Annotated in this window: 9 protein-coding genes; 5 read left to right on the forward strand and 4 right to left on the reverse strand. The window is 73.9% G+C overall.

Annotation, left to right across the window (positions count from 1 at the left end):
• Window positions 1-10 precede the first annotated feature (10 nt).
• On the reverse strand, window positions 11-2,992 hold the full coding sequence (locus AAW13_RS14465; RefSeq protein ID WP_046733973.1) for an AfsR/SARP family transcriptional regulator: 2,982 nt from the start codon (window positions 2,990-2,992) through the stop codon (window positions 11-13).
• A 137-nt stretch (window positions 2,993-3,129) separates the two neighbouring features.
• Window positions 3,130-3,315 (reverse strand): 50S ribosomal protein L28, encoded by a 186-nt coding sequence (rpmB, locus tag AAW13_RS14470; RefSeq protein WP_003993230.1) that lies wholly within the window; start codon window positions 3,313-3,315, stop codon window positions 3,130-3,132.
• Window positions 3,316-3,574: 259 nt separating this feature from the next.
• Here rpmB and AAW13_RS14475 point away from each other — a divergent pair, with 259 nt between their 5' ends.
• Entirely contained in the window at window positions 3,575-5,254 is a 1,680-nt protein-coding gene (locus tag AAW13_RS14475) for a DAK2 domain-containing protein (protein ID WP_046733974.1), read from the forward strand.
• Window positions 5,255-5,275: 21 nt separating this feature from the next.
• Here AAW13_RS14475 and AAW13_RS14480 read toward each other — a convergent pair whose 3' ends face one another.
• The gene (locus tag AAW13_RS14480; RefSeq protein WP_046733975.1) at window positions 5,276-8,185 is read right to left on the reverse strand and encodes a tetratricopeptide repeat protein; all 2,910 of its coding nucleotides are present in this window, start codon (window positions 8,183-8,185) and stop codon (window positions 5,276-5,278) included.
• Window positions 8,185-10,011 (reverse strand): HSP90 family protein, encoded by a 1,827-nt coding sequence (locus tag AAW13_RS14485; RefSeq protein WP_046733976.1) that lies wholly within the window; start codon window positions 10,009-10,011, stop codon window positions 8,185-8,187. The genes AAW13_RS14480 and AAW13_RS14485 overlap by 1 nt, the downstream gene beginning before the upstream one ends.
• A gap of 169 nt (window positions 10,012-10,180) precedes the next feature.
• On the opposite strand from AAW13_RS14485, the gene recG reads away from it, so the two are divergent.
• The 4 genes from recG to AAW13_RS14505 all read left to right on the forward strand — a co-directional run bounded on the left by recG (window position 10,181) and on the right by AAW13_RS14505 (window position 14,784).
• Window positions 10,181-12,406, forward strand: a complete 2,226-nt coding sequence (gene recG / locus AAW13_RS14490) for an ATP-dependent DNA helicase RecG (RefSeq protein WP_046733977.1) — start codon at window positions 10,181-10,183, stop codon at window positions 12,404-12,406.
• Window positions 12,407-12,541: 135 nt separating this feature from the next.
• On the forward strand, window positions 12,542-13,129 hold the full coding sequence (gene rsmD, locus AAW13_RS14495) for a 16S rRNA (guanine(966)-N(2))-methyltransferase RsmD (protein WP_046733978.1): 588 nt from the start codon (window positions 12,542-12,544) through the stop codon (window positions 13,127-13,129).
• Between the two features lie 26 nt (window positions 13,130-13,155).
• Window positions 13,156-13,635: a pantetheine-phosphate adenylyltransferase gene (gene coaD, locus AAW13_RS14500; RefSeq protein WP_046733979.1), complete on the forward strand. Its 480-nt coding sequence runs from the start codon at window positions 13,156-13,158 to the stop codon at window positions 13,633-13,635.
• Between the two features lie 54 nt (window positions 13,636-13,689).
• A complete protein-coding gene (locus AAW13_RS14505) occupies window positions 13,690-14,784 on the forward strand; it encodes a cell division initiation protein (RefSeq protein ID WP_046733980.1) in 1,095 nt (364 codons plus the stop codon).
• The last annotated feature ends 41 nt before the right edge of the window (window positions 14,785-14,825 follow it).

Raw genomic sequence — 14,825 nt, forward strand, 5'->3', positions numbered from 1 at the left:
GACCGTCCCCCTACCGTTCGCTGACCGCCGCCGCCCGCTGCCGCCGGCCCCGCTCGTGGGCCCGCTCGTACTCCATGGGCGACAGCCGCGCGCGGACGTCCGCCACCACCCGTACGACGTCCGGGTCGGCCTCGGACCGGACGCCCCGCAGGCCCGTCGCCGCGCCCAGCAGCACCGCGGCCCGCTCCGCGGTGCCGGCGACGGACGCCAGCGCCTCGGCCGCGTCGGCGAGTTCCAGCACGCCGGGACCCTCCACGGCGAGGCCGGCGGCCTGCCCGAACCGGTCGCGGGCCTCCTCGGTGTGCCCCTCGGCGGCGGCCGCCCGGCCGAGCCCGACCAGACCGCGGACGGTCTCGCCGACGCTGAACCAGTTGGCGGCACACTCCTGGAGGGCGTTCTCGTAGTGCACGCGCGCGCGTGCCGGGTCCCCGGCCAGCCGGGCCGCGTCACCGAGGCCGCGCCGGGCGGCCGCCACCTTGTCGGGCAGCCCGGCGCCACGGGCCAGCGTCAGCGCCTCCTCGAAGTGCGCCTCGGCCGCCGCCGTGTCGCCCCGGTGCAGCAGCACGGTGCCACGGCTGCGCAGCACGTCGGCGGTCTCCTCCGGGGCGGCCAGCTCCCGCATGTACGCCAGGCCCTCGTCGAGGAGTTCAAGGGCGCGCCCGGACTCACCGCGGGTGTGGGCGGCCAGGCCGAGCGGGTCGAGGCAGTTGGCCATGCCCCAGCGGTCCCCGGCGGCCCGGTATCCCGCCAGCGCCCGCCTGAAGCACTCCTCGGACTCCCGCGGCCGGCCCGTGAACTGGGCGCGGAAGCCGAGGCCCACGTCGAGCAGGGCACGCGCCCAGGGGGAGTCGCCCGCCAGCGCGAGGGCGTGGTCGTCGGCGGCGGGCCGCGGACCGGCCGCGACCGCCCACAGCACCAGGATGTACGGCAGCCGCAACGGCCCCGGGTACGCGTCCAGAACGGCGTCCACGCGCGCGATGAGCTCGGCTTCCTCACCCGCGCCGGAGAGCGCGTTGATCGCGCAGAGCACGTACTCCTCCTCCAGGCCGGCCGGCGGTGCGTCCCCGACGGCGGCCAGCAGCTCCCGTGCCGTCGCCACCCGCTCCCCGTACAGTCCGCGCAGCCGCCAGAACCAGGAGAGCGGACCCATCAGACGCAGCGCCCCGTCGGTGTCGCGGCGCACCAGGTGCCGCAGGGCCGCGTCCAGGTTGCCGTGCTCGGCGGCCAGCCGGGCCAGCCAGGGCAGTTGCCCGCCACCGCGCAGGTGCGGCTCGGCCTCCTCGGCCAGCCGCAGGAAGTACCGCGCGTGGGCGTCCTTCAGGTCCCGCGGTTCCTCGGCGGCGAACGCGCGGATCGTCTCCAGCATCCGGTAGCGCCCCTCGGACACTTCCACGAAGGACTTCTCCACCAGCGAGGCCAGCACGTCCTCCGGGTACGGCAGCCCGCACACCGCCTCGACCGCGGCCAGCGTCGCGCCCCCCGAGAACACCGTCAGCCGCCGCGCCAGCTCCCGCTCCTCCTCGTCCAGCAGGTCCCAGCTCCACTCCACGACCGCGCGCAGGGTGCGGTGCCGGGGCGCCTTGGAGCGGTCGCCGCGCGACAGCAGCCGGAACCGGTCGTCCAGCCGGTCGGCCAGCTCGTCCGGGGTCAGGGTGCGCAGCCGGGCCGCCGCCAGCTCGATGGCCAGCGGCAGCCCGTCCAGGGCGGCACAGATGCCGGCCACGCGCGCGTGCCCCTCGAAACCGGGGCGCACGGCACGGGCCCGGTCCAGGAAGAGCCGTACCGCCGGTTCCGGCGGCAGCGGGGGCACCGGCACCAGGATCTCGCCGGTGATGCCCAGCGACTCCCGGCCGGTGGCCAGCACCCGCACCCCCGGACAGGAGGCGAGCAGCAGCGAGACGACCTGGGCGGCCGCCGCCACCAGGTGCTCGCAGTTGTCGAGGACGAGCAGCAGCTCCCGGTCCTCCAGCGCGGCCAGCAGCCGGTCCGTGATGTCGGCGGCGGGACTGCGCAGCCCCTCCCGGACCCCGAGCGCGGCCAGGACCGCGTACGGGATGCGGGCACCGTCGGTCAGGGGTGCGAGCTCGACGAGACAGGCGGCGGGACGGTGCTGGGCCGCCTCGATCGCCAGCCGTGTCTTGCCCGCGCCGCCCGGCCCGGTCAGTGTGACGAGCCGGGAGCCGGCGAGAACGGCGGCGATCCGGTCGAGTTCGGGCTCGCGGCCGACGAACCGGGTGAGCTGGACCGGCAGCCGTGGCCGTTCCGGTGCCACACCCCTGAGCAGATCCAGATGGAGCGCGGACAGCTCCGGCGACGGATCCGCGCCCAGCTCGTCGGCGAGCGCCCGGCGGGCCTCCTCGAACACCGTGAGCGCCTCGGCGGGCCGCCCGCCCGCGTGCAGGGCTCGCATCAGCTGCCCGTACAGCCGCTCGCTCAGCGGCCGGTCCGCCAGCAGCGCCCGCAGCTCGGGCACGAGCTCGGCACCGCCGCCCAGCGCCAGGTCCGCCTCGATCCGGTCCTGTACGGCGGCCAGCCGCAGTTCCTCGAGCCGCGCCGCCTCGGCGGCCGCGTCCGGGAGGTCGGGCAGCGCGGGCCCGCGCCACAGCGCGAGCGCCTCCCGCAGGCGGGCCGCGGCCCGTGCGTGGTCACCGGCGGCGAGTGCGGCCCGGCCGGCCGCGGCCAGTTCCTCGAAGCGGTGCGCGTCCACGCTGTCGCGGGCGGTGACCAGGCGGTAGCCGGTGGCGGTGGCCTCGATCTCGCCGTGCGGGGCCAGCCGCCTGCGCAGCCGGGAGACCTGCGACTGGAGCGCGTTGGCGGCTCCGGCGGGCGGCTCGGCGCCGTACAGGCCGTCGGTGAGGCGCTGCGTGGAGACCGCGCGGCCGGCGTCCAGGAGCAGCAGGGCGAGCAGCGCGCGGGGGCGGGGGCCGCCGGGGTCGAGCGGGGTGCCGTCGTCGGTGCGCAGGTCGAGGGGGCCCAGAATGCCGAAACGCATGGGGACAGCCTGTCAGGGCGCGACCGGGCGGGGGCTGGGCCCCGGGATTTCCGGGCACGGCAAAAAGCCGGCCCACCTTACGGTGGACCGGCTCTGTGCAGCGAACCAGCGGTGGCCGCGCGCTCAGCGACAGTGCGTCAGCGCGAGACCTTGCCGGCCTTGATGCACGAGGTGCAGGCGTTCACGCGCTTCGGCGTCCCGCCGACCACGGTACGCACACGCTGGATGTTCGGGTTCCAGCGACGGGACGTACGGCGGTGCGAGTGCGAGATGTTGTTGCCGAAGCCCGGCCCCTTGCCGCAGACGTCGCAGTTGGCAGCCACGGGTCACTCCAAAGACTTCAGATGCACTTACGGTTGAATCCCGGCGTGCCGGGATCGAGATCGAATGAATCCGAGATCTTGATTGGCATTGCCAGGGGAATGGCCCGATCAGATCGGGCAACCGGAGCAGCATACAACGGCTGCGACGGTTAGACGAAACTAGCATGGCAGCTCAGGGGCCCGCTCCCGGCCCTCTTCCGGTGTCCGCCCCCACGGGGTCTACGCTGCGTCCACGTCCGGCCAGCTCAAGGAGGCGCAGGTGGCGCAGGTGCCGCAGACATTCCTCGATGCTCTCGCGGTACGCACCTGGTGCGCTCTCGCACTCGGGGCGCTCGGCCGGGCACGCGAGGAGATCGACGCGATCAACGTCTACCCGGTGGCCGACGGCGACACCGGCACCAACCTCTACCTGACGGTGGAGTCGGCCACGGGCGCCGTGGAGGCCGTCTTCGCGGGCTACGAGCTGGGCGAGGAGGTCCCGACCCTCGCCGACGCCGCCCACGCGATGGCGCACGGGGCCCTCATAGGCGCGCGCGGCAACTCCGGCACGATCCTGGCGCAGCTGCTGCGCGGCATGGCCCACGTCCTCACCGCGGGTGAGGCGACTCACATCGACGGGGAGGGGCTGCGGCTGGCCCTTCGGCACGCCGCCGACTCCGCCCGGCAGGCCGTCGCCCACCCCGTGGAGGGCACCGTGCTGTCGGTCGCCACCGCCGCCGCCGTGGCCGCCGCCGACGGGACCGGGGACGACTGCGCGGCGGTCGCGCGGGCCGCCTACGCGGGCGCGTGCGAGGCGCTCGCGGCGACCCCGGGCCAGCTGGCCGCCCTGGAGCGGGCCGGAGTGGTCGACGCCGGCGGCCGGGGCCTGGTCGCGGTGCTGGGAGCGCTGGTGGAGGCGTTCACGGGGGAGACACCGGCCACGTTCGACGCACGGGCCGCGGGGGCGGGTCCGCTCGTCCACGCGCGCGTGGACGCCGTCTCCGACGCCCGCGCCGAGAACCGCGCCGAGGCCGCCGCCGGACCCGCCTTCGAGGTCATCTACCTGCTGGAGGCCGAGGAGCACGCCGTGGACCGGCTGCGGACCAGGCTCGACGCCCTCGGCGACTCCCTGGTGGTGGTCGGCGGCGACGGCCTGTGGAACGTCCATGTGCACGTCGACGACGCGGGCGCCGCCGTGGAGGCCGGGGTCGAGGCCGGACGGCCGCACCGCATCCGGATCACCCACTTCGGCGCCGGGGACGCGCACGCCGGCGGGGACCGGCCGCCGCGCGAGCGGGTGCAGCGGGCCGTGGTGGCCGTCGTACCGGGGGAGGGGCTGGCCGGGCTGTACGCCGAGGCCGGTGCCACCGCGGTGCTCGCCCGCCCAGGGGAGCCGCCCGCCAGCGGGGAGCTGGTGGACGCCGTACGGCGCGCCCACGCGCACGAGGTGGTGCTGCTGCCCAACGACGCCGACCTGCGGCACACCGCCGCCGCGGCGGCCGAGCAGGCCCGCGCGGAGGGCATCCGGGTCGCCCTCATCCCGACCCGCTCGGCGGTCCAGGGCATCGCCGCGCTCGCCGTGCACCAGCCGGACCGCCGCTTCGACGAGGACGTGGTCCAGATGACCTCGGCCGCCGGCGCCACCCGCTACGCCGAGGTCGTGGTCGCCGAACGCCAGTCCTGGACCATGGCCGGCATCTGCCAGGCCGGGGACGTGCTGGGGCTCGTCGACGGTGACGTGGCCGTGATCGGCTCGGACGTCACGGCCACCGCCGAGACCGTCCTGGACCGCATGCTCCAGGCCGGCGGTGAACTGGTCACCCTGGTCCTCGGCGACGAGGCGCCCGAGGGCGTCGCCGACCGCCTGCGGGCACGCGTGCGCGAGGCGTACCTCGCCGTCGACACGGTGGTCTACGACGGCGGCCGGCAGGGCGCCCCGCTGCTCATCGGCGTCGAGTGAACCCCTGACCGCGCGCCGCCCTCAGCCCTCCGTGAGCTCCAGCAGCTGCCGCGCCTCCGCCTGCCGGGCCCGGACCGTCTCGTCGGCAGGGTCGGCCCCCTCGTAGGCGTCCAGCACCGCTCGCGCGCGTGCCGCCGCGTCCGCCGGACGGCTCAGGTCCGCCTCCAGCCAGCCCGCGGCGAGTTCGGCACCGGTACGGCTGTGCACCGCGTCCGCGCCGAGCCCGGCGAACACCGAGACCGCCGTCGTCATCTCCGCGAGCGCCGCCTCGAACGCCGCCTGGATCGCCGTGTCCTCGGCGTCCTCGGGCACCGAACGGGCCAGCAGGTCACCGAACTGCCGGTGGGTGTGGCCGAGTTCACCGGCGAGCCGCTCCGCCGCGGCCGGGTCCGCGGCGGACTCCAGCGCCGCCTCGCACTCCCGGACCGCGTCCGCCATCAGCTTCCGCGCGCCCGCCGGCCCCGCCTCCGTACGCAGCGCCAGCCAGGCCCGGGCACGCAGCGAACGCACCAGGAAGTGCACGTTGCCCATCGCCCGCCACAGCTCGCCCGCCCGCACGTACGCCCGGTCCGCCTCCACCGGCAGTCCCGCGTTGCCCAGCGACTCGGCCGCGAGGTGGGCCAGGGTGGCGTGGTCGTGCTGCTCGGGCCAGTGCCGGGCGATCTCCGCCGCCTGGAGCCGCCGTTCGGCCGCCGCGTGGTGCTCGCCGAGCTCGCTCAGGCAGTCCCCGAGCCACCACTGCGTCTGGACCACCGCGCCGTCCCCGTGCGTCTCGGCCCTCAGATCCGCCAGCGCCGACTCCAGCACCTCGGCGGCTTCCGCGAACCGGCCCTGCCGCAGCAGGAAGCCGCCCAGCTGGTGCCGGGCCCAGGCGCCCAGCGTGCCGCTCTCCCCGGCCTCGTCGGCCCAGTGCGCGGCCTGGAGAGCGTGGTCGGCGGCCTCCTCGGCCGCGCCCCGCCCGCCGACCACCTCGGCGAGCTGGAGATACAGCTGGGCCCGCCCGATCGGCTCCACGTACGGTCCGCCGTGCTCCAGGGCCGAGCGCAGCGCCCGCTCCGCCTCGGCCAGGTCACCCTGCTCGTGGGCGAGCCCGGCCACCCGGACCTCGTACTCGACCGCGAACCACGGCAGCTCCGCGCCGACGAACTGCGCCGACGCCTGCCGGAACAGCTCGCCCGCCCGCTCGCCGTCCCCGGCCTGCTCGGCCAGTTCGGCGAGCATCGCCCGCCCCTCGGCCGCCCGGGACACCAGCCGTACGTCGGACCCGCCGCGCCCGCCGACCAGCGCCAGCAGCTCCCGTACGGCCCGCTCGGCCTCCGTGGCGCCCGTCGACCGCTCGTGCACCTGCCGCATCAGGATCCGTGCCCGGCTCATCAGCACGGACGCCGTCTGCCGTACCCCGGTCGCGTCCTCGGCGTACAGCGCGAGGATCCGGTCGTACGGCTCGTCGATCCCGGCCAGCGCCTCGTCCAGCTCCCCGGACAGCGCCCGTACGTAGGCCGCGCGCGCGTGGGCCGCGATCGCCTCGCCCCGGTCGCCCGCCTCCGCGTACAGCTCGGCCGCCCGCTCGAACAGCTCGACGCCCTCCGGGCCGCGCCCCATCGCCGTGTGATCGGTGATCTCCGCACGGACGTACGTGTCCACCTCGGTCTCCTCCGCGGCCCGCGCGACCGCCGCCCACGCCTCCAGGGCGTGCGGCTGGAGCGTGTCCGACAGCCGGCGCGCCTCGGCGAGCAGTTCCGGCAGCCCCGGCCGCTCCGCCGGAGCCGCGGGAACGGCCGGCCCGACCGGCCCGGCGGGCGCCGTGCGCACCGCCCGCACGCCCAGCGGCAGCCGGTCCGCCAGCGGCTGCCGCGCCATGCGCTCACGCAGCTGGTCGCCCACGTACGAGGTGCCGTTGCGGGCGTCGAACCGGCTGGCCAGCTCCAGGGCCTCCCCGCGCGCGTGCCCGGCGAGTTCGCCGGCGGTCCAGGTCCGCCCGGCCGGACCCGGCACCCGCTGTTCGCCGAGCCCCAGGACGGTCAGCCGGTCCATCAGCAGCGCCACCACCGCCAGGAAGTCCATCCGGCTGCGCGGCTGCCCGGTGTCCGTGAAGTAGGCGGGACGTTCCGCCAGCAGCTCCAGACCGCGTGCCTCGTTGCCGGTCAGCGCGCAGAACTCCAGGTGGTCGGCGTAGGCGCCCCGCATGCTCTCCATGGGCCGCACCAGCCGGAAACCGCGCAGGTGGTGGGCGCGGGCTTCGTCGGCCCGGCCCAGCCGCAGCAGCGGGAGCAGCGAGGAGGCGAGGACGGTGTGCGGCTCGTGGGCGCAGCTGTACTCGCCCTCCAGGACCGGCCGCCACAGCTCCAAGGCCTCCTCGTCCCGGCCGTTGCGCAGCTGCCAGCCGCCCTGACCGTGCAGCTCGCAGGCGTGGCAGTCGGCCATCCGGTCCCGGTCCGCCGCCAGCCAGGCCGCGTACGCCCGCTCGGCGCGCGGCAGGTCACCCATGTGCCCGGCGACGCTGAACTCGGCGCTGCGCACGGCCCGCTCCGAGTGCCCGGCGAGCCGGTAGCGGTGTTCCATCTCGCCCAGCCACTTCTCGATCGAGGCGAGCGGGATGTGCGGCTGGTCGAGCATGCCGGCCGACATCCACTTGAAGACCCAGTGCAGCGAATGCGTCTCGTACTCGTCGAAGTCCCCGGGCCGCTCGTCCCACATCCGCAGCAGCCGCGCGAACGGGACGAACATCTTGTCCTTCTCGGAGCTGTAGTTGTAGACCTTCAGCTGGTGCCCCAGCGCCTCGATCACGGCCAGCGGGACGTTCAGCTTCTCGGCCTCCGCCAGCAGCTGCTCCGCGCGCGCGTTGCGGGCGGGCCCCTCCGGTTCCTCGGAGTTCTCCGCCATCGCCCGGCGCAGCGAGTCGAAGTCGGCGGTCCTGTCGGTTCCGCTCATCAGCGGTCGGCCTCCCCATGCGTGGCCCATTCCAGGAGGCCGATGAACGAGCGGTTGATCAGCGCCGAGTCGGCCGGCCGCAGCGGACGCTGGGCCATCAGCAGCGCCTGACCGTAGAGCGACTCGGTCGCGGTGCCGATCAGCTCCGGGTCCTTCAGCGAACTGATCCGCCGGATCAGCGGGTTGAGGTGGTTCAGCACCAGCCGCGCGCGGGGCGCGCTGCCGCGCAGCGAACCCAGGATGCCCGCCCACAGGTCGTCGGCCTGCTCCTCGGCCTCCGCGCGGGCCTGCTCGTGGCGGGCGGCACGGTCGTCCAGGTGCAGGGCGGGCACCGACAGGGGGTGGAAGGCCCGCAGCACGATGTCGCACTGCAACGGGTCGAGCTTGGCCCGCGCCACCGCCAGGAACCCCGCCAGCGACAGCTCCTCCGTCGGGTCCACCGCGTCCAGGTGCGCGGTCACGGTGTCCGCGTCCAGCTCCGCGACCACGGTCCCCGGCCGCACCGACGGCAGCGCCTCGACCAGCTCGCTGTCGTACGTGTAGCCGCCGTTGACCACCCCGACGCCCTGCGCGGAGGCGATCGGCGCGACCTGCCGGTACTCCTCGACCGTCCGCGTGAAGTGCACCACCGGGTGCCGCTGCGCGAACTCCTCCAGGGACAGCTGCCCGTCGGTGGTCTCGAAGGGGAGCCACGGCAGCATCGTGCGCAGCATCTCCCCGTCGTGCCGGGCCAGCGACTTCACACCCAGGTGGTGCACCGACAGGAAGGCGGACAGCCGTTCCGGGTCCCCGGCCGCGAGACCGGTCAGCCAGGACCGGATCCGCTCACCGAGCGCCTCCCGGACGGCGGCCAGCGTCTCGTCCTCGTACAGCGACTCGCGGGACGCGGTGGGCCGCAGACTGTCCGTGTCCAGGACGCAGCGCACGAAGAACGCCCAGTCGGGCAGCAGCTGTTCGGCCCGCTCGGTGAGCAGCATCCCCTTCAGGTGCACCCGGTGGGTCGCCCGCTGGGCGGGACTCACCGCCGACGGCAGCACGTAGGCCACGCCCCGGATCCCGGCCAGCGGCACGTCCAGGGCGATCGAGTCCAGCGGGGTGAAACCGAACAGCTCGTGACAGTGCCGGGCCAGCGCCACCCGGCGGGTCGCGGGGGAGGGGTACGGCCGGTCCCAGGGCGCGGGCAGGTCGGTGACCGCCTCCTCGCCCACCCGGACGTCGTAGGGCAGCAGCGAACCGAAGTCCCGCGCGAGCTGGAGCACCCGCCGCTCGTCCAGCCACTCCGCCGCGCCCGCCCGCGCCACCAGATGCACGGTGGTACCGGGCTCCGGCCGCGCCTCGGGCGGCAGCGTCCGCACGGTGTACGACCCGTCCTCGCGCGCCGTCCACTCCACGGGCGGCGCGCCCGGCGTACGGGCACTGCGGCTGACCACCCGGATCCGCTCGGCGACCACGAAACAGGCCAGCAGCCCGATGCCGAACTGGCCCAGGAAGTCGGAGCGGGCCTCCTGAAGCCCGTCGCTCCGCTTGGAGCTGCGCCCGATGGTCGCCAGCAGACTGTGCACGTCCGACTCGGTGAGCCCGACGCCGCTGTCCTCCACCCGGAGCGAGCTGCCGTCCGCGTACAGCCGCACCCGCGCCGGGGCGTCGGGCTGCCCGGCCCGTCTCGCGGTGATCGCGTCCACGGCGTTCTGGAGCAGCTCGCGCAGGTAGACCTTGGGGCTGGAGTACAGGTGATGGGAGAGCAGGTCCACCAAACCACGCAGGTCGACCTGGAACGTATGAGGTGACTGTGATGCCTGGGATGACTGTGAGGTCTGGGAATCCATCGTCGCTGCGCCGGAGGGGGGAAGACGTGGTCGGCGCGGGGTCGGGCGGTCCCTGATGGGGCGGTGACCGCGGAAGGATGGCCGGAGCGCGCCATCCTATGACTCAAAACGACCGTCTGACCAGGTGTTTCCCGAACCGTATCCGGGATTGTCAGTGGCGTGGTGTGCAATGGATCTCGTGCCCGCACTGGAAGAACCACTGAAACAACCGCTGAAGTCAGTGCTCGGCCCCGCCACCGCGAAGGTGATGGCCGAGCATCTCGGCCTGCACACCGTCGGCGACCTCCTGCACCACTATCCCCGCAGGTACGAGGAGCGCGGCCAGCTCACCCACCTCGCCGACCTGCCCATGGACGAACACGTCACGGTGGTCGCCATGGTGGCCGACGCCCGCCTGCACACGTTCGCCTCCGCCAAGGCGCCCCGCGGCAAGGGCCAGCGCCTGGAGGTCACGATCACCGACGGCAGCGGCCGGCTCCAACTGGTCTTCTTCGGCGCCGGCGTGCACAAACCCCACAAGGAACTCCTGCCGGGCACCCGCGCGATGTTCGCCGGCAAGGTCTCGGTCTTCAACCGCCGCCTCCAACTGGCCCACCCGGCCTACGAGCTGCTCCGCGGCGACGACCCGGCGGAGTCCGTGGAGACCTGGGCGGGCGCCCTCATCCCGCTCTACCCCGCCACCGCCAAACTGGAGTCCTGGAAGATCGGCAAGGCCGTCCAGACGGTCCTGCCCAGCGCCCAGGACGCCCTGGACCCGCTGCCACCGGCCCTCCGCGAGGGCCGTGGACTGGTCCCCCTCCCCGAGGCCCTCCTCAAGATCCACCGCCCGGGCACCAAGGCGGACATCGCCCAGGCCCGCGACCGCCTCAAGTGGGACGAGGCCTTCGTCCTCCAGGTGGCCCTGGCCCGCCGTCGGCACGCCGACGCCCAACTCCCGGCCGTGGCCCGCGAACCGTCCCCCGACGGCCTCCTCACGGCCTTCGACGACCGCCTCCCCTTCACCCTCACGGACGGCCAGAGGAAGGTCTCGAAGGAGATCTTCGACGACCTGGCGACGGAACACCCGATGCACCGGCTGCTCCAGGGCGAAGTGGGTTCGGGCAAGACGCTGGTCGCCCTCCGCGCCATGCTCGCCGTGGTCGACGCGGGCGGCCAGGCCGCCATGCTCGCCCCCACCGAGGTCCTGGCCCAGCAGCACCACCGCTCGGTCACCGAGATGATGGGCGAGCTGGCCGAAGGCGGCATGCTCGGCGGCGCGGACCACGCGACCAAGGTCGTCCTCCTCACCGGCTCCATGGGTACGGCGGCCCGCCGCCAGGCCATGCTCGACCTGGTCACCGGCGAGGCCGGCATCGTCATCGGCACCCACGCGCTGATCGAGGACAAGGTCCAGTTCCACGAGCTCGGCCTGGTCGTCGTCGACGAGCAGCACCGCTTCGGCGTCGAACAGCGGGACGCCCTGCGCGGCAAGGGCAAGCAGCCGCCCCACCTCCTCGTGATGACGGCGACCCCCATCCCGCGCACGGTCGCGATGACGGTCTTCGGCGACCTGGAGACCTCGGTCCTGGACCAGCTCCCGGCGGGCCGCTCCCCGATCGCCACCCATGTGGTCCCCGCCGCCGACAAGCCCCACTTCCTGGCCCGCGCCTGGGAACGGGTCAGGGAGGAAGTCGGGAACGGCCACCAGGCCTACGTCGTCTGCCCCCGCATCGGCGACGACATCGACGAGGCGGCCGACCCCGAGAAGGCGAAGAGGTCGGCCGAGGACGAGGCGGAGAAGCGCCCGCCGCTGGCCGTCCTGGACGTGGCCGGCCACCTCGCCGAGGGACCGCTGAACGGGCTCCGCGTCGAGGTCCTGCACGGCCGCATGCACCCGGACGACAAGGACGCGGTCATGCGCCGCTTCACCGCGGGTGACACGGACGTCCTGGTCGCCACCACGGTCATCGAGGTCGGTGTGAACGTCCCCAACGCCACGGCCATGGTGATCATGGACGCCGACCGCTTCGGCGTCTCCCAGCTCCACCAGCTGCGCGGCCGCGTCGGCCGGGGTTCCGCCCCCGGCCTCTGCCTCCTGGTCACGGAGATGCCCGAGGCGAGCGCGGCCCGCCAGCGCCTGACGGCGGTCGCCTCCACCCTGGACGGCTTCGAGCTCTCCCGCATCGACCTGGAACAGCGCAGAGAGGGCGACGTCCTCGGCCAGGCCCAGTCGGGCGCCCGCTCCAGCCTCCGCGTCCTGGCGGTCATCGAGGACGAGGAGATCATCGCGGAGGCGCGGGAGGAGGCGACGGCCCTGGTGGCGAGAGACCCGGAGCTGACAGACCTGCCCGGCCTGCGAACGGCCCTGGACGCCCTCCTGGACGAGGAGAGAGAGCAGTACTTGGAAAAAGGCTGAAGGTGACCAGCTCAGGGGCGCGGGGAACTGCGCGAGCAACCCCCACGGACCCGCAGCCGCCATCGCACACCAGGCACCCACCCCCATGGGCCTGCCAAACTGAACCGAAAAGCCGCCCTCGAAGAAGGACCCCCCATGACCCGCGTGATCGCCGGCCAGGCAGGCGGACGGCGCCTCTCGGTGCCGCCCGGCACAGGAACCCGGCCGACATCCGACCGCGCGCGCGAAGGCCTCTTCTCCACCTGGCAGTCCCTCCTCGGCGGCCCCCTGGACGGCGAACGCGTCCTCGACCTCTACGCGGGCTCCGGCGCAGTGGGCCTGGAGGCCCTCTCCCGGGGCGCGAGCCACACCCTCCTCGTCGAGGCCGACGCCAGAGCCGCCCGTGTCGTACGCGAGAACGTGAAGAACCTCGGCCTGCCCGGCGCCGAGGTACGGGCGGGCAGAGCCGAGCAGATCATCCAGAACCCGGCACCGGCCGAGCCGTACGGCATCGTCTTCCTGGACCCCCCGTACGCCGTCTCCGACGACGATCTTCGGGAGATTCTCCTCACACTCCGCTCGGAGGGCTGGCTCACGCCCGACGCCCTCGTCACCGTGGAGCGCAGCACCAGAGGCGGCGAATTCCGCTGGCCGACCGGCTTCGAACCCCTCCGGTCCCGTCGCTACGGCGAGGGAACGTTTTGGTACGGTCGCGCCGCCTCTACGTGCGAAGACGCACGATGACCGGACCGGAGAGCGAGGGATCACAAGTGCGCCGCGCCGTCTGTCCCGGGTCGTTCGACCCGATCACCAACGGACACCTCGACATCATTGCCCGTGCCTCCCGTCTGTACGACGAGGTCTACGTCGCCGTGATGATCAACAAGTCCAAGAAGGGCCTGTTCGAGATCGACGAGCGGATCGACCTGATCCGCACGGTCACCGCCGACTACGGGAACGTCCGGGTCGAGGCCTTCCACGGCCTCCTCGTCGACTTCTGCAAGCAGCGCGAGATCCCCGCCATCGTCAAGGGTCTCCGTGCCGTCAGCGACTTCGACTACGAACTCCAGATGGCCCAGATGAACAACGGCCTGTCGGGCGTCGAGACGCTGTTCGTGCCGACCAACCCCACCTACAGCTTCCTCTCCTCCTCGCTGGTCAAGGAGGTCGCCCAGTGGGGCGGCGACGTCTCGCACCTGGTTCCCCCGCCCGTCCTCGAAGCCCTCAACAAGCGTCTCGACAGGGACTGATGGGGCTACAGTCGTCCCGTCCGTCTCCAACCCTGTAGAGAGTGGCGAGCACAGGTGGACGTGCAGAAGAAGCTCGACGAGATCGTGGCCTCGGTCTCGGGCGCCAGGTCCATGCCCATGTCGGCGTCGTGCGTGGTCAACCGCGCCGACCTGCTCGCGATGCTGGAAGAGCTGCGCCAGGCGCTGCCCGGCTCCCTCGCGCAGGCCCAGGAGCTGATCGGCGACCGGGACCAGATGGTCGAGCAGGCCCGGATGGAGGCCGAGCGGATCATCGAGACCGCGCACGCCGAACGCGGCTCGCTGATCTCGGACACCGAGGTGGCCCGGCGCTCCCAGACCGAGGCCGACCGGATCCTCGCCGAGGCCCGTCAGGAGGCCGAGGAGGTCCGCGCCGACGCCGACGACTACGTCGACTCCAAGCTCGCCAACTTCGAGGTCGTCCTCACCAAGACGCTCGGCTCGGTCGGCCGCGGCCGCGAGAAGCTGCTCGGCACCGGCCCCGGCCTCGACGAGCAGGGCTACGAGGACGAGGACGCGCCCGAGCGCAGCCACGACCCCGAGACCCTGCGCCGGGACGCCGACGCCTACGTGGACGCCAAGCTGGGCGCCTTCGAGGCGGTCCTCGCCAAGACCCTGGAGGCGGTCGGCAAGGGCCGCGCCAAGCTGCACGGCCGGATCGCCACCGACGCCCTCGGCGCGCTGGCCGACGACAACACGACCTTCCAGCACTCCAGCGACGCCGACTACCTCGCCGACCTGGCGGCCCTCGCCGACCAGGAGGACCGGGCGGCGGCGCAGGCCGAGCAGCCCGCCGCCGCGCAGCAGCAGCCGTCGTACGACCAGCAGCCGGTGCAGCAGCCCGTGGCGCAGGATCCGTACGGCTATCCGCAACAGCAGCAGCCCGCGTACGCCCAGCAGGACGGGTACGGCTACCAGCAGGACCCCTACGGCTACCAGCAGGCGGATCCGTACGCCGCCGCCTACCAGGGCTACGACACCGGCCAGCAGCCCGTCTACGACCCCCAGCAGCAGCCGGCCGTGCAGCACCAGGCGCACCAGTCGTACGATCTCGACGAGACCAGCCTCTTCGACACCGGCATGATCACGCCGGAGCAGTTGAGGGCCTACGAGCAGGGCCGGGGACTGTAGCCGGGACTGCGGGAGCGGGCCGGAGCCGGCCGGATTGGGCC

This window comes from Streptomyces humi, assembly GCF_001005085.2.
Taxonomy (GTDB): Bacteria; Actinomycetota; Actinomycetes; order Streptomycetales; family Streptomycetaceae; genus Streptomyces; species Streptomyces humi.

Bases quoted from the DNA above. Each gene is read 5' to 3' on its own strand.
- recG (WP_046733977.1), top strand. From the start codon at position 10,181: ATGGATCTCGTGCCCGCACTGGAAGAACCACTGAAACAACCGCTGAAG.
- rsmD (WP_046733978.1), top strand. From the start codon at position 12,542: ATGACCCGCGTGATCGCCGGCCAGGCAGGCGGACGGCGCCTCTCGGTG.
- AAW13_RS14465 (WP_046733973.1), bottom strand. From the start codon at position 2,992: ATGCGTTTCGGCATTCTGGGCCCCCTCGACCTGCGCACCGACGACGGC.
- AAW13_RS14480 (WP_046733975.1), bottom strand. From the start codon at position 8,185: ATGAGCGGAACCGACAGGACCGCCGACTTCGACTCGCTGCGCCGGGCG.
- AAW13_RS14485 (WP_046733976.1), bottom strand. From the start codon at position 10,011: ATGGATTCCCAGACCTCACAGTCATCCCAGGCATCACAGTCACCTCAT.